Raw genomic sequence first — 19,205 nt, forward strand, 5'->3', positions numbered from 1 at the left:
TGCCTCGCTTTGCCACTCCTGAGAGCAGAGCCACTCCCGTGCCTTTATGGCGCAATGGTTGACTTGAGTTGTAGACTGGAATCTCTGGTTTTCCGTGCAATAAGGAGCGTATGAGTAAATATGGCAAGTCAATCGGTTAAGGCTGCCTTGTTGGCAAATGTTGGTGTGGCGGTAGCCAAAGGTGCCGCAGCGGTATTTACCGGCTCGTCTGCCATGGTTTCGGAATTTGTGCACTCGGTGGCGGACTGCGCCAACGAACTGGTGCTCATGGTGGGGGATAGGGCGGCGGCAAAGTCCGACAAACAACGTCCCTTCGGTTTGTATCGAGCCAAATATCTTGCGTCGTTCCTTGTGGCCACACTCCTGTTCTTCGTCGGAGGCCTCTTCTCTCTTGAACAAAGTTTCAGCAAACTGGTCGGGCTGCTTGGAGGCAACCTCCCTCACAATGTGGAACCTTTGGAATTGATGGCGTCTCTGGCAGTGGTGCTGGTCTCGGCATGTCTCGAAGGCTATGGGCTCCACACCTCGATTCATGAGGCACGAGAACGCATCGAGCGCATAGGTGCGCAGCAGCGTGGTCTGTTCCATTTCTGGCGCCACACCAAAAGCGCAGAACTTGCGGCGGTAATGATGGAAGACACACTGGCATTGATAGGCTTGGTGTTTGCTGGTTTGGGCATTGGTATGGCTCTGGTTACGCGTGACGAAACATGGGATGCCTTGGGTGGTTTCATGGTTGGCTTGGTGCTCATCGTAGGGGCGGTGGCCTTGGCGCTTAAATCCGGATCACTGCTGATCGGTGAGGGAGTGGACACCTCGACGACGCTTCGTATCAAACGTGCCGTTGAGCACACTGAAGGTGTGGAACGCCTTATCAACATGCAAGCCATGCATATGGCCGAAGACGATATCCTGTTGTGCCTGAAAGTGCAGACCTCAAAGCTCGACCGTGATTACGATGTGGAAACGGTGAACAAAATTGAGGCCTCGGTGCGCGCGGAATTGCCCTTCTATCGCTTTGAGATCTACGTCGAACCGGATATCTACCGCAAGAAGGCAAGCGAGGAAACTCTGCCGGAAGAAGCGTTGGGATGAGAGCAAGTCGCATTGCTTTGCAAACGGCACAGCGGGGTATGCACGCGGTGTGACCGCTAGTGTGTTGGTACACGCGCCACGCCGTAGGTTGCGTATGTACCAGCACTGCAATATACTGATTCCTGTTGCTTTTGCGGACATAGCTTAGTTGGTAAAGCGCGACCTTGCCAAGGTCGAGAGCGCGGGTTCGAGTCCCGTTGTCCGCTCCATCTTTTCGAATCTTGCTTCTCCCATTTTCTCAGGCTTATGACACGCAGTTGTCGTTGTAACCCCATATCGTGGAAAGCTGTATTACAGTCCAGGCCTGCCCCAGTAACGTGGGCCCTGAAAGCAAAGGACAACTATGGCTGAACAGACCATCTCCATCACAGTGAACGGCGAAAGCAGGGAGGTGCCAGCCACGCAGACTGGCACCGAATTGTTCGCAGAGAACAAGGACATCATCGCCGTACGTATCAACGGCAAGAACCGTGACCTGTACACACCGTTGAGCAGCGGTGACAGCGTGGAGTCGATCGCACTCGACAGCGATGATGGTCTGGCCATCATGCGTCACTCAGCCACACATGTCATGGCGCAGGCTGTGCAGGAGATTCGTCCGGACGCCAAGCTCGGCATCGGCCCGGTCATCAACAACGGGTTCTACTACGACTTCGACGTTGAGCAGCCCTTCACCCCGGACGATCTCAAAGAGATCGAAAAGCATATGAAGAGGATTATCAAGTCCTCCCAGTCCTTCCGTCGTCGCGCCATCAGCAAGGAGCAGGCGCAACAGGAGGAAGCCCAGCAGCCATACAAACTTGAGCTCATCGATAAGAAAGAGTCTGAGATTGACGAGACGGTAGGCACCGAGGTTCCGAACTTCGGCGAACTGACGATGTACGACAACGTGGACCGCGACGGCAAGACCGTGTGGACCGATTTGTGCCAAGGCCCGCACCTGCCCAACACTCGCTATATCAAAGCGTTCAAGCTCGAGCGTGCCGCGGCGGCATATTGGCTCGGGGACGAACACAATCCGTCCATGCAGCGCATCTACGGCACAGCGTGGGCCAGCAAGGATGACCTGAAGGCCTACCAAACCCGCATGGAGGAGGCCGCCAAGCGCGACCACCGTAAGCTCGGCCAGGAGATGGATCTCTTCTCCTTCCCCGAGGACATCGGGCCGGGCCTGGCGGTCTTCCACCCCAAAGGCGCGGCGATCATCAACGCCATGGAAGACTACTCACGCGAGCAGCACCGCAAGCATCACTATAGCTTCGTACAGACTCCGCATATCACCAAAGGCGGCCTGTACGAGACCAGCGGCCATCTGCAGTGGTACAAGGACGGCATGTACCCGCCCATGCACTTGGATGAGGAGAAGGACGAGGCCGGCAACGTCACCAAGCAGGGTTCGGACTACTACCTGAAGCCCATGAACTGCCCGATGCACAACCTCATCTTCCGCTCGCGTCAGCGTTCCTATAAGGAGTTGCCGCTGCGACTCTTTGAGTTCGGCACCGTCTACCGTTACGAGAAAAGCGGTGAGGTCCACGGCCTGACCCGTGTGCGTGGTCTTACTCAAGACGATTCGCACATCTATTGCACACGCGAGCAGATGAAGGACGAGCTTAAGTCCATCCTCAACTTCGTGCTGGGGCTCTTGAAGGACTTCGGCCTCAACGACTTCTACCTGGAGCTCTCCACCAAGGACGAGAAGAAGTTCGTCGGTTCGGATGAAATCTGGGAGGAGGCGACTTCCACGCTGGCTGAAGTGGCCAAGGACTCCGGTCTGGAACTCGTGGACGATCCCGCCGGAGCGGCATTCTATGGGCCGAAAATCTCCGTGCAGGCACGAGATGCCATTGGCCGTACATGGCAGGTGTCCACGATTCAGCTCGACTTCAATCTGCCGGAGCGTTTCGATTTGGAGTACGTGGCAAGCGATGGCACTCACCAGCGCCCTGTCATGATTCACCGTGCGCTCTTCGGCTCCATCGAACGCTTCTTCGCGATTCTTCTTGAGCACTATGCAGGCGCGTTCCCTGCATGGCTGGCACCTGTGCAGGTCATGGGCATCCCGGTGACCGATGATTCGGTTGACTATCTCAAGGGCTTCATCGAGTCCCTGGAGGAAGAGACCGTTCGCTGTGAGATGGACTTGTCTGATGACCGGTTTGGCAAGAAGATTCGCAACGCTTCCAAATCGAAGACACCATTCACATTGATTGTCGGGGATGAGGACCGCGGCCAGAATACGGTGAGCTTCCGCTTCCGCGATGGCAGCCAACTCAATGGTGTGCCGCTTGACGAGGCCAAGGCTCGCATCCTGCAAGTCATCAAGGATCGTATCCAGGTCAACTCTGCGGACGATTTCGCACAGGCTCAGACCGCGCCGATCGCGCAATAGACGAAAGCGTACGGACTGCTTCATGCTCGAACAACTCCGCCCATGGTTTAAACGCTGCATAGCGCCCGTCGCCAAAGGACTCGTGTCCATCGGTGTCACCGCCGACATGGTCACGATCTTTGGCGCGCTCGGCACCATCGTGGTCTCATTGGCCACTGGTATCACCGGATGGCTGGTTCCCGGATCCATCCTGCTGGCTGTGTTCGTCGTACTCGATTCGCTCGATGGCTCAGTGGCCGCGTTGACTACCGGTGGAACGAAATTCGGTGCGTTTCTGGACTCGACACTCGACCGCATCGCCGACTGGGCGGTGCTTATCGCTGTGGTGCTGTACTTCCTTCTGCACGGCGGCATGTCGCTGGAATCAAGTCAGCTCACAAATGCCGACATCATCGGATGGATCGGTATCGGCGCCACGCTGTATGCCATCATGACATCGTTCGTGACCTCCTACGCTCGCGCCCGCGCCGAATCGGTAGGATACGAGGCAAAAAATGGTGTTGCAACCCGCAGCGACCGCTTGGTCATCATCCTTGTCGGCATGCTGCTGTCTGGTGTGTTCTCCAGCCCGGTGTGGCTTATGGCTTTCCAAGTTGTTTTGGCCTTGTTGGGAACGGTAACGGTCTTCCAACGTATTTTTGAGGTACGTCGGCAGATGAACGCCGACAGCGCAGCCGCCGTGAGGCCAGATCAACCGAGCGACCGGCACTGAGACGCTGTGCCATTGAGGCGACTGTATGTTTAATCGTATCCTCGTTTATCTTGCGAACCATCCTCGGTTCATTCCCGAACCGTTGCTGCGTGCACTGTTTGGACTAGCTGCAGATGTGGTCTGGTTGTTGAGTGCCGGTGGCGTTGCTCAGCTGGAGCGCAATCTGCACCGCATCATGACGTTCAGTGAAGGTTCTGAGCCATCCCGGAAGCGTCTTCGTACGGCGTCACGCCAAGGCATGCGTTCTTATTTTGCGTATTTCGCTGAGGCGATGACGGTCGGAGGTCACAGTCTTGAACGGCTGCTGGCCCGAACTAGGCCGACTGGACCGGGGTATGAAACAGCGCGTAAGCTCGTATATGATCAAGGGATGTCTATTCCCATCGCCATCGGGCATCAGGGAAATTGGGACTACGAAGGCCTGCTTGCAGGCGATCGACTTGCTCCGGTCACTACGGTGGCGGAACGACTGGGGGATGATGAGCTGCTCAACGCATTCATCGCCATCCGTAAACGACTCGGCATCACAGTGTTGCTTACCGGGCAGCATGGCCTTACCGAACAGCTTGAGGATATTCTGACTACCTCGCATGTCACTGTGCCGCTGCTGGCCGACCGCGACCTTGGCCCCAACGGTGAATTCGTACAGGCCTTTGGATCCACCATTCGTGTGGCGCGAGGACCTGCCGCATTGGCGCTTGATACCGGGCTACCGCTGTTCGTCGTCACCATGTATCGGGAAAAACTTACCGGTGAGGCGCGCCGTCGTGCAGGAACCAGCCACGGTTATGCCGTCTACATCGATGAGCCATTGGACATCGACCGTTTTCGCGCTCTGCCACGTGAAGAGGCCATCACTGCCATCACTCAGGCTTGGGTCGATGTATGGTCACAACGTATAGCCCAGCATCCGCAGGACTGGCATATGCTGCAGCCGATTTTCCTGGCCGACCTGGACTTCAGCAGACTGAAAAACGTGCCGCAACACATCGTCAATCAGCTGGACGAACGGCAACTACAAGAACTGCATAGCGGACAGCAACGCAGCAAAGGCGCGTCTGCAATGCAGTGCGATTCCGGTGTTGCGCCACCAGCTACATCATCTCGAATAAAGGAATAATCATGCCTACATCACAGCAGAACCGCAACGATCCATTGCGCGGCAGGAAGCTCAACGTCGGCATCATTTCACCCTACTCGTTCGAGACACCGGGCGGCGTGCAATTCCACATTCGTGATTTCGCCGAAGAACTTATGCGCCAAGGCCACCATGTCACGGTGCTGGCTCCAGGCCGACGCACTGCCGACATGCCACTGTGGGTCAACACCACCGGTTCGTCGTTCGGTATTCCCTACAACGGATCAGTTGCGCGTCTGAGCTATTTCGGCACGGTAGGGCAACAGGTGCGCAGGTGGGTGCGTCAAGGTCATTTTGACATCGTTCACCTGCACGAGCCGGAAACCCCATCCTTGAGCCATAAACCACTCACCATGGGGCAGCACCCGCCTTTTGTCGCCACTTTCCATTCCGCGTTCAACACGTACCCATTGGCGCTGAAACTGTTTGGCGGATACCTTTCTCACTACCTCTCACCACTGGCGGCAGCCATCTGTGTGAGTCCTGCCGCCGCACAGACCATGCGCAATTATGCTCCGCACGGGCTTGGGTACAGCACCATACCCAATGGCATTGCCTATGATCAGTTCGCTTCTGCCCAACCGATGAAGCAATGGCAGGGGACAGAAGAGAGACCGACCATCGGATTCCTGGGTCGCATGGGGGAGTCACGTAAAGGTTTTACCGTATTTGCCCAAGCCGCGCTGGATGTCGTCAAACGATATCCCCGAGCACGATTCCTCTGCGTTGGCGACGGCAAACAGGACGCGTTGAAGATACTTTCAGATTTGGACGGCAGCGGCAGGCTTGCATCGCACTTCGAGTTCCTAGGCCGCATCAGTGACGCTGACAAAGCTCGGTTCTACCGGTCGGTGAGCGTGTATGTAGCGCCGCAGACCGGGGGAGAGAGCTTCGGTATTGTGCTGGCTGAAGCCATGGCGGCCTCCTGCGCCGTGGTGTCCTCGGATCTGCCGGCGTTCAAGGATGTCAGCGTTGACGGCCAGGCTGCGGCACTGTTCGCCAACGGCCAAGCCCACGATTGTGCTCGGGCCATTTGCACGGTCATTGAAGACGACACGAAGCGCTGTGCGTTGCAGCAAGCGGGCGCGGACCGTGCCAAGGCATATGACTGGCCGAATGTTGCCGAACAGGTACTCAACGTTTATGCTCACGTCTTGTCGTGAAACCGCCCTAGAATTGAAAACCGGATTTACTGTAACCACAACCTGCGAGGAGCAATATGTCAGGGCATTCCAAGTGGGCGACCACCAAGAACAAGAAGGCCGCCATCGATGCTAAGCGTGGCAAGCTGTTTGCCAAGCTCATTAAGAACATCGAAATCGCCGCGCGCATGGGCGGGGGAGATCCTGACGGCAACCCCACGCTGTACGACGCAATCGTGAAGGCCAAGAAGTCTTCGATGCCCGCCGACAACATCAAGCGCGCTGTCAAGCGTGGTTCGGGTGAAGAGGCCGGTGCGGCCAATTACGAGTCCATCGTCTACGAAGGCTACGCACCTGCCGGCGTCGGCTTGATTATTGAGTGCTTGACTGATAACCGCAACCGCGCCGCTGCAGACGTACGTTCCACATTGACCAAGGGCAATGGCTCCCTGGCCACCAATGGTGCCGTGAGCTTCAACTTTGAGCGTAAAGGCCAGATCGTAGTACCTTCCGAAGGGGTGGACTACGACAATCTGTTCGAGGTTGCCGCTGAGGCCGGTGCCGAAGATGTGAGCGACGAAGGCGAAGCGTATGTCATCAGCACGGGCACCTCTGAGATGGTACCGGTGCGTGAGGCGCTGCAAAAGGCCGGAATCGATTACGATTCCGTCGATTTGGTCATGGTGCCGAGCAACGAGGTCGAGCTGACCTTCGAAGACGCGCAGAAGGTGACCAAGCTCATCGACAACCTTGACGACCTGGACGATGTGCAGAATGTGTACAGCAACTGGACCGCGTCGGACGAGGTGATGGCCAAGCTCGACGAAGAGTAGTAGATGATTATCCTAGGCGTTGACCCCGGCCTGACCAGGTGCGGTGTCGGCGTGATCGAAGCCGGTGCCTCGCGCCGGCTTTCGTTTGTTCATGTGGATGTGATTCGCTCTGATCCGCACACCTCCCAGGACTTGCGTTTACTGAAGATATACAACGGCTTGTCCGAGAAGCTCGACCGATTTGCTCCGGATACGGTTTCCATCGAACGAGTATTCGCTCAAGAAAATCGCAATACGGTGCTTGGTACCGCCCAGGCCGCGGGTATGGCAATGCTTGCTGCGGCTCAGCGCGGCATTCCTGTGGCGCTGCACACGCCTACAGAGGCGAAAATGGCGATTACCGGCAACGGGCGTGCGGAAAAAATTCAGGTGGAACGGATGGTGGCTCAGGTGCTTAATCTGAGCCAGATTCCACAGCCTGCTGATGCTGCTGATGCCTTGGCACAGGCCATTTGCCATGCGCTGCGCCCCTCAGGAGCGCTGCAAGGCGGTGAGCGCGAGCAGCATCTGACGTTGGCTCAGCGCCAGTGGGCTGAGGCGGCGCAGCGTTCCAAGCGAAGGCGTGGAGTCGACCGAGGCATGTAGAATCGAACGTATGTTCGAATGAGTGCTGTGGTACACGCTTTACCGCATCACGACCAGTGCATTCATAAACACAAGTAAGGGGAGTGTCATGATCGGGATGTTGTCAGGCAGCATTGAGTCCGTATCTGCGGATATTGCGCTCATCGATGTACACGGTGTCGGCTTTGAGGTCCGCATGCCTTCTGCGGAGTTGATGACGCTGCATACCGGAGCCGCTGTGAAGTTGTTCACGTCGCTCAACGTCTCTCAAGATGCTGTGACCTTGTACGGGTTCACTAGCATGGCGTCAAAGCGCATGTTCCTGCAATTGCAGAAGGTCAGCGGGATTGGTCCGAGAGTGGCTCTTTCCCTCATCTCTACACTGCCGGCCGACAAGCTCATTGCGGCCGTGACGCAAGGTGATGCGGCAGCATTGGCCAAAGCTCCGGGCCTGGGCAAAAAGGGCGCGCAGAAGATTATTCTCGAGCTCAGCGGCTCACTGAAGATGGACGATGTGCAAGCCACTGGTTTGAAAGCCTCTGCTCATCGTGACGAAGGAACTCAGCAGGTCATTGATGGTCTGCAGTCTTTGGGATGGAAAGAACCTGATGCAGTCAAAGCTGTGGAGCAGGTTTGCAAGGAGCACAGTGTGTCCGTGCCATTGGTCGGTGCAGATATTCCGGCAGTGCTCAAGTTGGCGCTGTCATCGCTGGATCGGGGGCTGTAAATGGCAGGAAACCGTAACGTAACCGGCAGCGAGACACACATGTACCAGCCTGATGTGCAGGAATCATTGAACGAAAGCGGACAATCTGACTCGACATTCAATAGTGGCGCAAACGAAGCTTCGTTACAGGCGATATCCGCCAATCCCATAGGCAACGAACCTGTGAGCGAGGAGGAACTTCGTCCTCACGCACTCGATGGATTCATCGGGCAGCCCACGCTCAAAGCCCAGTTGCAATTGTTCCTTGATGCAGCACGCAAACGTGACACCGCTCCGGATCATATTCTGTTGGCAGGCCCTCCCGGTCTCGGCAAGACCACGCTCGCCATGATTGTGGCCAATGAGCTTGAGGTCCCTATCCGTATCACCAGCGGTCCAGCAGTGCAGCATGCCGGCGATCTGGCATCTATTTTGAGTTCCCTGGATGCTGGAGAAGTGCTGTTCATTGACGAGATTCACAGATTGCCTAGAGCAGCAGAAGAATTGCTGTATATCGCTATGGAAGATTTCCGTGTCGATGTCATGGTGGGCAAGGGGCCTGGGGCATCATCGATTCCACTCACGTTGCCCCGATTCACCGTTGTCGGAGCCACTACGCGAGAGGGCATGCTGCCGTCCCCCTTGCGTGCACGTTTTGGTTTCACCGCGCATCTGGACTTTTACCCGCACGAGGAGTTGGAAAAGCTCATCGAGCGTTCGGCACAAGTGCTGGGAATCACATTGGCAGAAGGCGCTGCACACCAAATGGCTCTTCGTTCGCGTGGCACCCCGCGTATCGCCAACCGTCTGTTGCGGCGTGTGCGCGACTGGGCCATCGTTCATGATTTGAACGAAATCGGACCGAACGACGTATGCGAGGCACTGGAGTTGTACCAGATTGACTCAGAGGGTTTGGACCGTCTCGACTTAGCTGTGCTGAACGCCATGGTCAAGCATTTCAACGGCGGCCCTGTGGGATTGAGCAACCTTGCCGCCATGGTGGGAGAGGAATCGGAAACCGTAGAAACCGTGTGCGAGCCGTACTTGGTTCGTGAAGGATTCCTCATGCGCACTCCCAGGGGGCGTGTAGCTACCGGTAAGGCTTGGCGTCATATGGGGCTGGTTCCTCCCGATGATGTCAGTAAGATATCTTAGAATTTCGTTGTTAGGCATGCCTTCGGTACGCCGGTAAGTCTTGTGCAAGGAGTCTCTCGTGGACGCAAATATGTTGTTCCTTATCATCTTTATCATTCTCATGGCCGTTATGATGTGGTGGTCAAGCCGCAAAAGCAAGCAACAGCAGGCTCAAGTCAAGGATTTCCGTGAGTCTCTCGCCCCAGGAACTCTGGTCAGCACCATAGGCGGAGTCATCGGCACCGTTGTATCGGTTGATACCAAATATGAGGAGATCGTTATTGACTCCGAAGGTTCGCAGCTGCGCTTCAAGTTCTCTGCGGTCAATCGGGAATACGTTCGTCCCGCATATGTTGATGATGCCGACGTAGACGAGCAGGGCAATCCGATTGTTCCTGCTGTGGAAAGCGGTGAGACGGATCAGACGCTTGCAAGCACATCTGCTGATGTACAGGACAATGAAAACGAGGAAGCAGTCGAGACATCGTCCACGTTGAGTACTGACAAGCTGCAGCAGGATGATTCCGCGCAGTCTCAGCCCTCTTCCGACGATGATGAGGCAGCAGACACCGACGAGCCGAAGTCCGACCACGAGTAATCGGTAATCCTGGTATGTCCGCAATACCGAAGCCGGACATACACCATGCAATTTCGCAGACAGACACATAGTAAAGGTAGACATGTCAGCATTGGACATCACCAGTAAAGCCCTTGATCGCATCGCTCCCAGCGACGCGGAGTATCTTGTATCCAAGATTCGCACTATTCCGGGGTTCCCCAAAGAAGATATTCTGTTTCGAGATTTCATGCCGGTCATGGCCGACCCCAAAGCTTTTGGCATCATGATCGAGGCGCTGGAACAAGCTCTTCCTGTCTCAGCGGATTCCTTCGATTATGTCGCAGGTTTGGAAGCTCGTGGATTCCTCGCAGGCCCTCCGCTCGCACTGAAACTCGGCAAAGGTTTTATCGCCGTGCGCAAGGCAGGCAAACTGCCTCCTCCAACGTTGAGCGAGCATTATTCACTGGAATATGGCCAAGCCTGCGTCGAGATTGAAGAGGGCGTGATTCCCCAAGGGGCACGTGTACTCATCGTTGACGATCTCATCGCGACCGGCGGCACTGCAAAAGCTGCAGCGAACCTGATTGAGCAGGCTGGCGGAACTGTAGCAGGCTTTAGCTTCGTTATGGAACTCGAAGGACTCAATGGTGTCAAAGACTTGGGGGACTACCCGTCCAGCTGCCTGGTCTCCATGCCTGCGTAGTCGTGCTCTGCCGCAATATCATTTCATCGAACAGGAGAGGTCATGGATCTTTACGAATATCAGGCTCGTGAATTGCTCGAACAGCAGGGCATCAACACGCCGCAGGCCATCTATGCTTCCGACGTGCCCTCAGCGCTTAGCGCCGCAGAGCAAATCGGCTACCCCTGCGTGGTGAAGGCTCAGGTCAAGATAGGTCACCGTGGTCAGGCTGGTGGCGTAGCTGTTGTGGCGGATAGTACCGAAGCTGCACGTGAGGCGGAGCGTATCCTCGGCATGACCATTGGTGGGCATCGGGTGAACGGGGTGTTGGTGGCTCAGGCCAAGAACATCCTTCACGAGTATTATGTATCCATCTCTCTGGATCGCAGCTCCAGAGATTTCGATGTGCTTGCCACTGCCAACGGCGGCACTGAGGTTGAAGAGATCGCCAAGGCTCATCCTGAGTCGGTTAAGCGCCTGCATATCAGTGCCCTCGAAGACTTTGACGAACAAGCTGCACGCAGCATGGCAGAGTCCATCGGGTTCTATCATGCGGACACCGATCAGGCTGCCCAAGTTCTGCTCAAGATGTGGCAGTGCTTCAAGGCAAATGATGCCACGCTGGTGGAAATCAATCCACTCGCAAAAGTCGGGGATCCTGATGATGAGAGTTCAAAGTCGCTGTGCGCGCTGGACGCGAAGATTTCCTTGGATGACAACGCTTCCTTCCGTCATGATACCTGGTCGCAGTTCGCGGCAGCCGATCAGCTGGACTCCTACGAGGCGAAGGCCAAAGAGTATGGTCTGCACTACGTGCACCTCGACGGTGAAGTAGGGGTGATCGGCAATGGCGCAGGATTGGTGATGAGCTCGCTCGACGCTGTCTCCGGAGCCGGTGCTGCGCAGGGCAACGGCGCCAAGCCTGCCAACTTCTTGGATATCGGCGGTGGTGCGTCGGCTGAGGTCATGAGTGCAAGCTTGGGCATTGTGCTGAGCGATCCGCAGGTTAACTCGGTGCTTATTAATGTGTACGGTGGTATCACCTCGTGCCGGTTGGTGGCACAAGGCATCCTCAAAGCTTTTGACGAATTGCACACGGATGTGCCGCTCGTGGTGCGTTTTGATGGCAATGAAGCAAGTGAAGGACTCGAAACGCTGCGTCACGCCCAGGTGAGCAACGTTCATGTATGCCGTACCATGCAGGAAGCCGCGGATCTCTCCGCAAAGCTTGCCGCAGCCGGCCGGAAGGAACTCTGATGAAACTGTTTGCAGACGGAAATACGCCGGTCATCGTACAAGGTATGACAGGCCACCAAGGCATGATGCACACTGGTCGCATGTTGCAGGCCGGCACCAACATCGTTGCCGGTGTCAATCCCCGAAAAGCCGGCACCAGCGTCTCCTTCAGCATCGACCGTGCCGAGGGAGACATCGACATTCCCGTGTACGCCACATGCGCAGAGGCCGTAGAACGTGCCGGCGCACAGGCAAGCGTGATTTTCGTTCCTCCCAAGTTTGCCAAGAGTGCGATGCTTGAAGCCATCGAAGCCGATATTCCTCTCATTGTGGTCATCACCGAGGGTATTCCCGTGGCCGACACAGCATACTGCGTGGAATTGGCTCTTTCCAAAGGCATTCGCATCATTGGGCCAAACTGCCCCGGACTGATGACACTGCCTCGACCCGACGGCACTGCAGGCGCAAATCTTGGTATCATCCCGGACGGTATCGTTTCCTCCGGCCCGCTTGGTTTGATTTCCAAGTCAGGTACGCTGACCTATCAGATGATGGGAGAGCTGTCCGATATCGGCTTTACGGCGTGTGTGGGCGTAGGCGGAGATCCAATCGTCGGCACTACGCTGGTGGAAGCGTTGGAAGCGTTCGAACATGACGATGCGACCAAAGCTGTGGTGATGATCGGTGAGATCGGCGGAACCGCTGAACAAGATGCCGCACGCTGGGCGGCGGAGCATATGAGCAAGCCTGTGGTGTCCTACATCGCCGGGTTCACCGCTCCCGAAGGCAAGCAGATGGGTCATGCCGGTGCCATTGTCTCTGGAGGCAAAGGCACTGCGCAGGATAAGAAGATCGCTCTTGAAGCCGTCGGCATCAAAGTCGGTGAGACTCCTGCGCAAGCGGCAGACTTTGCTCGTGAGGCCTTGAACGCATTGAACCATGAGCAGTGAGCGAGCAGCTGGTAAGCCGTGGCTGAAAGGGGTGCTAGGAGCGCTAGCCGCCCTCGGTATGGTCACGGTCGTACTGGCCATGTTGATAGCGATCGGGTTGCTCATCATCTCCATGGAAGAAGGTGCAGCCAGTCTTTCGGGCATGTCCGTACCGCTTACCTTGGCGGTATTGCTGCTCAGTCAAGGCATAGGGTTTACTACGGATTCCATGGCACTCACCATTATGCCACTGCTGCTCACCGCTGCTTTGGTGTGGACGGTGCGAACAGTGGTGAAACGCACCTCGACTGATGCGCGCTCGTACTTGTCCGGCGCACTGACGTGGATGGTGGTCAACTGGCTGTTCGCACAGAACGTGTCAGTTGTGCTTGACGACAGCACAACTTCAATACTGCTGAAAACCGCCGCGGTATATACGATTGGTTTTGCATTGGCTGTGCTTTCAGACAGTCGGCTGGTGGCTTGGATCAGCGAGCACGTCAGTGGCGAGAAGGCCAATAAGGCATGTGCCGCAGTCTCGACGGCCATCAAGCTCACTGCGGTGATTGTCGTGATTTACCTTGTTTTGGGTTTGATCAGCGTAGCGGCATGGGTGGTGTTCAACTATACCGGGATGCAATATCTCTTCCGCGCTTCTGGCATGCAGATGGGGTCGCGCATCGTCACTACTGTGGCCACACTGGCTTGGCTGCCTAACCTTTGTATTTGGGCTGTTTCCTGGCTGTTCGGTGGTGGATTCGCCATAGGCGATCTGGCGAAGTTTACCTTGTGGACAGGTGAGTCCTCAGGCTTGCCCCCGGTTCCCATATTCGGCATATTTCCCGATGCCGTTTCCAACGGTACTTTGCGTATGGTTCTCGTATCGCTGCCTTTGGTATGTGGACTTGTTGTAGGTCTGATGCTGCTGTTTGCACCTTCTCATTTTGCGGTAACGCGAAATCTTGTGCACAGCCCGATCAATCTGGTACAACGTCTGGTCTCGTTGCTGTATCCTTTAGGTTCTTTCCTGCTTGGCGGAGCACTGGTGTATGGAGTATTCGCCGCACTGTTTTCTCTCAGTGACGGAGCGCTCGGCAAGCAGCGTCTCAGCCATGTCGGAGTGAATGTGCGAGCATCGCTTGATGTCACGGCCAAACAGACTGCCATGGGGCTTGGTGCGGCGTGGTTGGCGGCTCTCACACTGGTTGCTCTGTTGTCGGCGGTGCGAGTGCTGGTACGTAGTTTGCGCCAGCGGGGGAGTCGTGACGAACAGCCTGAACAGTCGCGCGATGCCGCGCCTGATGATACAGTGACATCACATTGATGGTCGTACAAGACCAGCCTGCCTGAAGGGAGTGGATATGAACGTCCAGCATCCGCATGTTTCCGAAGAGAGCGAAGGCAGTCCTGTCGCCGAATGGGTGGTGTTCGCCGTCGTCTCAGTGGCGGCCGTGGTGGCTTGGCTAGGGCATACGATGGCTGCCACAATAATTTTGGCGTTGACTGCCTTGGTGACGGGTACATTGCGGTTGGTGCTCAAGGATCGCAGCCCGTGGAAGGTCCGTTCTGTCGGCTGTGACGTTTTCATTTCCTATGCGCTGGGCATTGGTTTACTGGTCACATATATCAGTATCGAAATGATGATGTAGCGTAAAGGCTCCGCAAAGCTTCCGTGCCGTGCGTTCCTGCTTTTTTGGACCTCCCCGTCACTGCAGTGCAACTGTAAAAGCTGTTTAACGATACGTTTTGGAGCATCTGCACTGTGTAGCTTCAGCTGCGCCAAGGCATGCTTGCATCCATACGACCGGCATGCCATCGTTGACTACGCAAAAGCGGAGGGCTGCGAACTAACTAAGTTCGCAGCCCTCCGCATGCATGTGCCTGTTGAATAGGCCTAACCTACATCAGTGCTTTGCGTTGTTGTTTTCTTGATTTGCAGAGAGATCATCGACCGCCTCAAACGCGGTCTCTTCAGCAATCTCAACTGCGACTGGAATCTCGGTTTGCTCAGCTTGTGCAGCACTATCCTCACCGGAGATCATGCTCGCGTTGTTCTCAACGTCACCGAAAGCGCTGTCGGCGAGGTTAGCGTTCTGCATGCTGTCCTCGACCTTTTTGTCTGCGCTGTCGCTGCCGATCTGAGTGAAGATAATCACGATGGCAACCAGTGCCGCGGCCAGGATGGGACCGACCCAGAAGGCCCAGAGCTGCTGCAGCGGATCCTGCGTGAGCTTGGCGCCCTTTGCAAAGATGGCGATACCGGTGGAGCGAGCAGGATTGAGGGACGATCCGGTCACCGGGTAGGTGATGGCCACGCCGACCGCATACGCTGCGGCCATCGCTGCTGCACGCATGGGGGATGAGGTGTTGCCCGCGCCGGTAGTGCGCATGAAGGTGGCCACGATGATGATGCCAGCGACTACCTCAACCACCATGGCGAATGCCAGGCCGAAGGTGATGTGAACCTGGGAGAGTTGCGCATTGGACATGGAGCCGGCACCGAAACCGTTGACTGCTCCGGTGAACCAGATGGAGGCGGTGGCTTCCTTGGAGGTGGGGATGACGAAGCGGAGCACGGCACCGCTGGCGATGGCGCCAATCACCTGAGCCACGATGGCGCACAGGCCTTGCAGTACGCTCGTACGGCCGGTAAGCATGGCTGCAACGGTGATGGCAGGGTTGAACTGTGCATCGCTAACGCGGTCGAAGATGAGCGTGACCACACCGTAGGCAAACGCCGTGGTCAGCATGACGAGTATCAGGTTAGACCCGTAGAGCGCTGCCCCCAGCGCGGAGACCAGGTAGATACCCAAGCAGATCAGGAACGTTCCTGCAAGCTCGGCACCCGAAGACAGCAGCAGACGCCGCACATTGACTTTCTTGGTCACAGGTTGTGTCATTTGTTCAGTCATCACTCATCCTTGTGTATCGGTTATTTGTTGCATATGTCACAAATGTGGTGTTGCACACATACGCCGCCATGGTAGCAGAAGCACAGTAATTAAGGTATACTTGGTGACTTGCACGCCTCATTCAAGCGGAAGTCGCACCGCACAGCGTTATCGCTGTACGAAAATCTTCCACTGGTATGCGGCGCAGTGCATGTATATACAGGAAATACCGGCGGCCATCGTGCCGCATGGCCACGTTGGGAGAACGATGCCAAACGCATATTCCCGCGCCCAGAAGGCGCACACCACAGACAATGACGGCATTCGCTTGCAGAAGGTGCTGGCTCAGGCCGGCTTCGGTTCCAGGCGTAAATGCGAGGAAATCATCACTTCAGGGCGCGTGGAGGTCGATGGCGAACTCGTCACCGAACTCGGCACCCGCGTCAACCCCGAAAGCCAGCAGATCCGCGTTGACGATACACGTATCCGTGTCAACGACCGGCACGTCACGCTGGCGCTCAACAAGCCCAAGAAGGTCCTCTCCACGATGGACGACCCCAAAGGACGATACACGCTGAGTGACATCGTGGGGGACAAGTACGAGCGGATCTTCCACATGGGCCGTCTCGACTACGAATCCGAGGGATTGATCCTTATGACGAACGACGGCGAACTGAGCCAACACGTCATGCACCCCAAGTACGAGGTGGAAAAGACCTATCTCGCCACGTTGGACGGCCATATCGGCGGCAACGTGTGCCGCAGGCTCGTCACGCAGGGCGTCAACCTCGATGACGGCCTCATCAGGCTCGACCGCTGCGCCATCGTGGATTCCAAGCGCGATTCCACCATGGTCAAAGTCGTGCTGCACTCCGGTAAGAACCGCATCGTGCGACGCATCTTCGGTGCCATCGGTTTCCCGGTGCGCCGGCTGGTGCGCACGCAGATAGGGCCCATTCATCTGGGCGACATCAAACCAGGCTCCTACCGTGTGCTCTCAGAACCTGAAGTCCGCGCGCTTTCCAAGGAGGTGGGCCTGTGATCCGGGTTGCTATTGACGGGCCGGCGGGAGTCGGCAAATCCTCGACGTCCAAGGCGTTGGCAAAATATTTCGACTTCGCATACCTCGACACCGGCGCCATGTACCGTACGGCGGCATGGTGGTGCATGCGTCAAGGCATCGATCTGGACGCCGAGACCGTGGACGAACGGCTGGTCACCGAGGTGGTGGGAGAGCTGTTCACCGGTGACCATTTCGACGTGAGCCTCGACCCGGGCAAGCCCGGTGTCTACGTTGACGGCGTTGACGTCAGCGGCGACATCCGCGACTCGTCGGTCTCCTCTCACGTCTCGAAGGTCTCGAACGTACTGCCGGTGCGCCACCTGCTCATCGCAGCCCAGCGCGCCTACATCAACGGCGAGGCCGGTGAGGGGTCGTATTCCAAGGGTGCGGGCATCGTGGCCGAGGGGCGCGACATCACCACGGTTGTCTCACCGAACGCCGAGGTGCGTGTGCTGCTCACGGCCCGCCCAGAGGTGCGTCAGGCCAGGCGCACCGAGCAGAGCGGACAGACGGGCGCAGTGGGCGCCGAGAATGTAGCGGCGCGAGACAAGGCCGACTCCGGCACCACCAATTTCACCGAGGCGGCTCCCGGAGTCACCACGGTCGACAATTCCGACATGACGTTCGAGCAGACGCTCGACAGTCTCATCGCACTGGTGGAGGATGCGCAGGAGCAGCAGAACCTTGCGCGTTACGCCGCCAACCTTGACGGCTACGACCTTGACGATGCCGACCGCGCGCTGCTTCAGGGCGATGCCGATAGCTACGCTTATGGAGCCAAGTCCAAGGCGGTGGGTGTGCTGGCGGTGGTCGGCAGACCCAATGTGGGCAAGTCCACGCTGGTCAACCGTATCCTTGGCCGTCGCGCCGCCGTAGTGGAGGACACCCCCGGGGTGACCCGGGACCGCGTGAGCTATGACGCGGAATGGGCGGGCACCGATTTCAAACTCGTGGATACGGGCGGCTGGGAGGCTGACGTGGAAGGCATCGAGTCGGCCATCGCCTCTCAGGCGCAGATTGCCGTGAGGCTTGCCGACGCGGTCGTTCTGGTGGTTGACGGGCAGGTAGGCATCACCTCCACCGATCAGCGCATCGTCACTATGCTGCGCGAGGCCGGCAAACCGGTGCTGTTGGCGGTCAACAAGATCGACGACACCATGAGCGAATACCTGAGCGCCGAATTCTGGAAGCTCGGGCTGGGGGAGCCGTACCCGGTGTCCGCCATGCACGGGCGCGGCGTGGGAGATCTGCTCGACGTGGCCATGGATACGCTGTCCAAGGCCGAGCGCACCTCGGGGTTCCTCACGCCGTCCGGTTTGCGCCGCATCGCGCTTATCGGCAAACCGAACGTGGGCAAGTCCTCGCTGCTCAACCAGTTGGCGCACGAGACGCGTTCCGTGGTCAACGACCTTGCCGGCACCACGCGCGACCCGGTCGATGAGGTGATCGAGGTGGACGGCAAGGATTGGCTGTTCATCGACACGGCCGGCATCAAACGCCGCTTGCACAAGCTGTCTGGAGCCGAGTACTATTCGTCGCTGCGCACGCAGACCGCCATCGAGCGTTCCGAGCTTGCGCTGGTGCTCTTCGATGCCTCCCAGCCCATCTCTGACCAGGATTTGAAGGTGATGAGCCAGGCTGTGGATGCGGGGCGTGCCATCGTGCTCGTGTTCAACAAGTGGGATTTGATGGACGAGTTCGACCGTCAGCGCATGGAACGCTTGTGGAAGACCGAGTTCGAGCGGGTCACGTGGGCGCAGCGGGTGAATCTTTCCGCGCAGACCGGCTGGCATACCAACCGTCTGGCATCGGCGATGCGTCAAGCGTTGGAATCGTGGGACAAGCGTATTCCAACCGGCAAGCTCAACGCGTTCTTGGGCAAGATTCAGGCTTCGCATCCGCACCCGTTGCGCGGCGGCAAGCAGCCTCGTATCCTCTTTGCCACACAAGCGTCGAGCCGTCCGCCCCGGTTCGTGATTTTCGCCACCGGGTTCTTGGAGCACGGCTACCGGCGCTATATCGAGCGCCAGCTGCGTGAGGAGTTCGGGTTCGAGGGGTCGCCGATTCAGATTTCGGTCAATGTCCGTGAACGCAAAGCGCGCAAGTAATCCAGCGCGCCACGCCGAGAC

18 protein-coding genes and 1 tRNA gene are annotated in these 19,205 nt (G+C 57.2%); 18 read left to right on the plus strand and 1 reads right to left on the minus strand.

The genetic code is table 11. The features are described from left to right. Nucleotides 1-120 precede the first annotated feature (120 nt). From ACSYSO_RS04355 to ACSYSO_RS04430, 16 genes are all read left to right on the plus strand, one after another. On the plus strand, nucleotides 121-1,095 hold the full coding sequence (locus ACSYSO_RS04355; protein WP_491701560.1) for a cation diffusion facilitator family transporter: 975 nt from the start codon (nucleotides 121-123) through the stop codon (nucleotides 1,093-1,095). A 133-nt stretch (nucleotides 1,096-1,228) separates the two neighbouring features. Next, a tRNA-Gly gene (locus ACSYSO_RS04360) sits at nucleotides 1,229-1,304 on the plus strand. Nucleotides 1,305-1,438: 134 nt separating this feature from the next. Beyond that, on the plus strand, nucleotides 1,439-3,487 hold the full coding sequence (gene thrS, locus ACSYSO_RS04365) for a threonine--tRNA ligase (protein ID WP_491701561.1): 2,049 nt from the start codon (nucleotides 1,439-1,441) through the stop codon (nucleotides 3,485-3,487). Nucleotides 3,488-3,509: 22 nt separating this feature from the next. Then, entirely contained in the window at nucleotides 3,510-4,199 is a 690-nt protein-coding gene (locus tag ACSYSO_RS04370) for a CDP-alcohol phosphatidyltransferase family protein (protein WP_491701562.1), read from the plus strand. A gap of 25 nt (nucleotides 4,200-4,224) precedes the next feature. Continuing rightward, nucleotides 4,225-5,319: a phosphatidylinositol mannoside acyltransferase gene (locus tag ACSYSO_RS04375; protein ID WP_491701563.1), complete on the plus strand. Its 1,095-nt coding sequence runs from the start codon at nucleotides 4,225-4,227 to the stop codon at nucleotides 5,317-5,319. 2 nt (nucleotides 5,320-5,321) lie between these two features. Further along, nucleotides 5,322-6,500, plus strand: coding sequence for a glycosyltransferase family 4 protein (locus tag ACSYSO_RS04380; RefSeq protein ID WP_491701564.1), 1,179 nt, complete (start codon nucleotides 5,322-5,324; stop codon nucleotides 6,498-6,500). A gap of 56 nt (nucleotides 6,501-6,556) precedes the next feature. Next, nucleotides 6,557-7,312: a YebC/PmpR family DNA-binding transcriptional regulator gene (locus ACSYSO_RS04385; RefSeq protein ID WP_489798279.1), complete on the plus strand. Its 756-nt coding sequence runs from the start codon at nucleotides 6,557-6,559 to the stop codon at nucleotides 7,310-7,312. A 3-nt stretch (nucleotides 7,313-7,315) separates the two neighbouring features. After that, nucleotides 7,316-7,897 carry a crossover junction endodeoxyribonuclease RuvC gene (ruvC, locus tag ACSYSO_RS04390; RefSeq protein WP_489798277.1) on the plus strand — a complete coding sequence of 194 codons (582 nt, stop codon included), beginning with the start codon at nucleotides 7,316-7,318 and terminating at the stop codon, nucleotides 7,895-7,897. A gap of 88 nt (nucleotides 7,898-7,985) precedes the next feature. Further along, entirely contained in the window at nucleotides 7,986-8,603 is a 618-nt protein-coding gene (ruvA, locus tag ACSYSO_RS04395) for a Holliday junction branch migration protein RuvA (RefSeq protein WP_489798275.1), read from the plus strand. Nucleotides 8,604-8,642: 39 nt separating this feature from the next. Further along, nucleotides 8,643-9,737: a Holliday junction branch migration DNA helicase RuvB gene (ruvB, locus tag ACSYSO_RS04400; RefSeq protein WP_491702062.1), complete on the plus strand. Its 1,095-nt coding sequence runs from the start codon at nucleotides 8,643-8,645 to the stop codon at nucleotides 9,735-9,737. A gap of 70 nt (nucleotides 9,738-9,807) precedes the next feature. Next, the gene (yajC, locus tag ACSYSO_RS04405) at nucleotides 9,808-10,314 is read left to right on the plus strand and encodes a preprotein translocase subunit YajC (RefSeq protein ID WP_491702063.1); all 507 of its coding nucleotides are present in this window, start codon (nucleotides 9,808-9,810) and stop codon (nucleotides 10,312-10,314) included. Nucleotides 10,315-10,396: 82 nt separating this feature from the next. Beyond that, on the plus strand, nucleotides 10,397-10,978 hold the full coding sequence (locus tag ACSYSO_RS04410; protein WP_491701565.1) for an adenine phosphoribosyltransferase: 582 nt from the start codon (nucleotides 10,397-10,399) through the stop codon (nucleotides 10,976-10,978). A gap of 42 nt (nucleotides 10,979-11,020) precedes the next feature. Further along, a complete protein-coding gene (gene sucC, locus ACSYSO_RS04415; RefSeq protein WP_491701566.1) occupies nucleotides 11,021-12,214 on the plus strand; it encodes an ADP-forming succinate--CoA ligase subunit beta in 1,194 nt (397 codons plus the stop codon). Further along, nucleotides 12,214-13,143: a succinate--CoA ligase subunit alpha gene (sucD, locus tag ACSYSO_RS04420; RefSeq protein ID WP_491701567.1), complete on the plus strand. Its 930-nt coding sequence runs from the start codon at nucleotides 12,214-12,216 to the stop codon at nucleotides 13,141-13,143. The genes sucC and sucD overlap by 1 nt, the downstream gene beginning before the upstream one ends. Then, nucleotides 13,133-14,446 (plus strand): cell division protein PerM, encoded by a 1,314-nt coding sequence (locus ACSYSO_RS04425; RefSeq protein WP_491701568.1) that lies wholly within the window; start codon nucleotides 13,133-13,135, stop codon nucleotides 14,444-14,446. The genes sucD and ACSYSO_RS04425 overlap by 11 nt, the downstream gene beginning before the upstream one ends. A 37-nt stretch (nucleotides 14,447-14,483) precedes the next feature. After that, nucleotides 14,484-14,771 (plus strand): DUF3017 domain-containing protein, encoded by a 288-nt coding sequence (locus ACSYSO_RS04430; protein WP_491701569.1) that lies wholly within the window; start codon nucleotides 14,484-14,486, stop codon nucleotides 14,769-14,771. A 255-nt stretch (nucleotides 14,772-15,026) separates the two neighbouring features. On the opposite strand, the gene ACSYSO_RS04435 is transcribed toward ACSYSO_RS04430, so the two are convergent. Beyond that, nucleotides 15,027-16,034, minus strand: a complete 1,008-nt coding sequence (locus tag ACSYSO_RS04435) for an MIP/aquaporin family protein (protein ID WP_491701570.1) — start codon at nucleotides 16,032-16,034, stop codon at nucleotides 15,027-15,029. Nucleotides 16,035-16,281: 247 nt separating this feature from the next. Between ACSYSO_RS04435 and ACSYSO_RS04440 the strand changes: the two genes are divergently transcribed. Then, the gene (locus tag ACSYSO_RS04440; RefSeq protein ID WP_489798262.1) at nucleotides 16,282-17,055 is read left to right on the plus strand and encodes a pseudouridine synthase; all 774 of its coding nucleotides are present in this window, start codon (nucleotides 16,282-16,284) and stop codon (nucleotides 17,053-17,055) included. Beyond that, nucleotides 17,052-19,184 (plus strand): bifunctional cytidylate kinase/GTPase Der, encoded by a 2,133-nt coding sequence (gene der / locus ACSYSO_RS04445; protein ID WP_491701571.1) that lies wholly within the window; start codon nucleotides 17,052-17,054, stop codon nucleotides 19,182-19,184. Before ACSYSO_RS04440 ends, der begins: the two co-directional genes overlap by 4 nt. The last annotated feature ends 21 nt before the right edge of the window (nucleotides 19,185-19,205 follow it).

It is taken from the genome of Bifidobacterium sp. ESL1130, from assembly GCF_058507935.1.

Bases quoted from the DNA above. Each gene is read 5' to 3' on its own strand.
- thrS (WP_491701561.1), top strand. From the start codon at position 1,439: ATGGCTGAACAGACCATCTCCATCACAGTGAACGGCGAAAGCAGGGAG.
- ACSYSO_RS04410 (WP_491701565.1), top strand. From the start codon at position 10,397: ATGTCAGCATTGGACATCACCAGTAAAGCCCTTGATCGCATCGCTCCC.
- sucC (WP_491701566.1), top strand. From the start codon at position 11,021: ATGGATCTTTACGAATATCAGGCTCGTGAATTGCTCGAACAGCAGGGC.
- ACSYSO_RS04440 (WP_489798262.1), top strand. From the start codon at position 16,282: ATGCCAAACGCATATTCCCGCGCCCAGAAGGCGCACACCACAGACAAT.
- ACSYSO_RS04435 (WP_491701570.1), bottom strand. From the start codon at position 16,034: ATGACTGAACAAATGACACAACCTGTGACCAAGAAAGTCAATGTGCGG.
- ACSYSO_RS04430 (WP_491701569.1), top strand. From the start codon at position 14,484: ATGAACGTCCAGCATCCGCATGTTTCCGAAGAGAGCGAAGGCAGTCCT.
- ACSYSO_RS04385 (WP_489798279.1), top strand. From the start codon at position 6,557: ATGTCAGGGCATTCCAAGTGGGCGACCACCAAGAACAAGAAGGCCGCC.
- sucD (WP_491701567.1), top strand. From the start codon at position 12,214: ATGAAACTGTTTGCAGACGGAAATACGCCGGTCATCGTACAAGGTATG.
- ruvA (WP_489798275.1), top strand. From the start codon at position 7,986: ATGATCGGGATGTTGTCAGGCAGCATTGAGTCCGTATCTGCGGATATT.
- ACSYSO_RS04355 (WP_491701560.1), top strand. From the start codon at position 121: ATGGCAAGTCAATCGGTTAAGGCTGCCTTGTTGGCAAATGTTGGTGTG.
- ACSYSO_RS04380 (WP_491701564.1), top strand. From the start codon at position 5,322: ATGCCTACATCACAGCAGAACCGCAACGATCCATTGCGCGGCAGGAAG.
- ACSYSO_RS04425 (WP_491701568.1), top strand. From the start codon at position 13,133: ATGAGCAGTGAGCGAGCAGCTGGTAAGCCGTGGCTGAAAGGGGTGCTA.
- ACSYSO_RS04370 (WP_491701562.1), top strand. From the start codon at position 3,510: ATGCTCGAACAACTCCGCCCATGGTTTAAACGCTGCATAGCGCCCGTC.
- ruvB (WP_491702062.1), top strand. From the start codon at position 8,643: ATGTACCAGCCTGATGTGCAGGAATCATTGAACGAAAGCGGACAATCT.
- ACSYSO_RS04375 (WP_491701563.1), top strand. From the start codon at position 4,225: ATGTTTAATCGTATCCTCGTTTATCTTGCGAACCATCCTCGGTTCATT.
- ruvC (WP_489798277.1), top strand. From the start codon at position 7,316: ATGATTATCCTAGGCGTTGACCCCGGCCTGACCAGGTGCGGTGTCGGC.
- yajC (WP_491702063.1), top strand. From the start codon at position 9,808: ATGTTGTTCCTTATCATCTTTATCATTCTCATGGCCGTTATGATGTGG.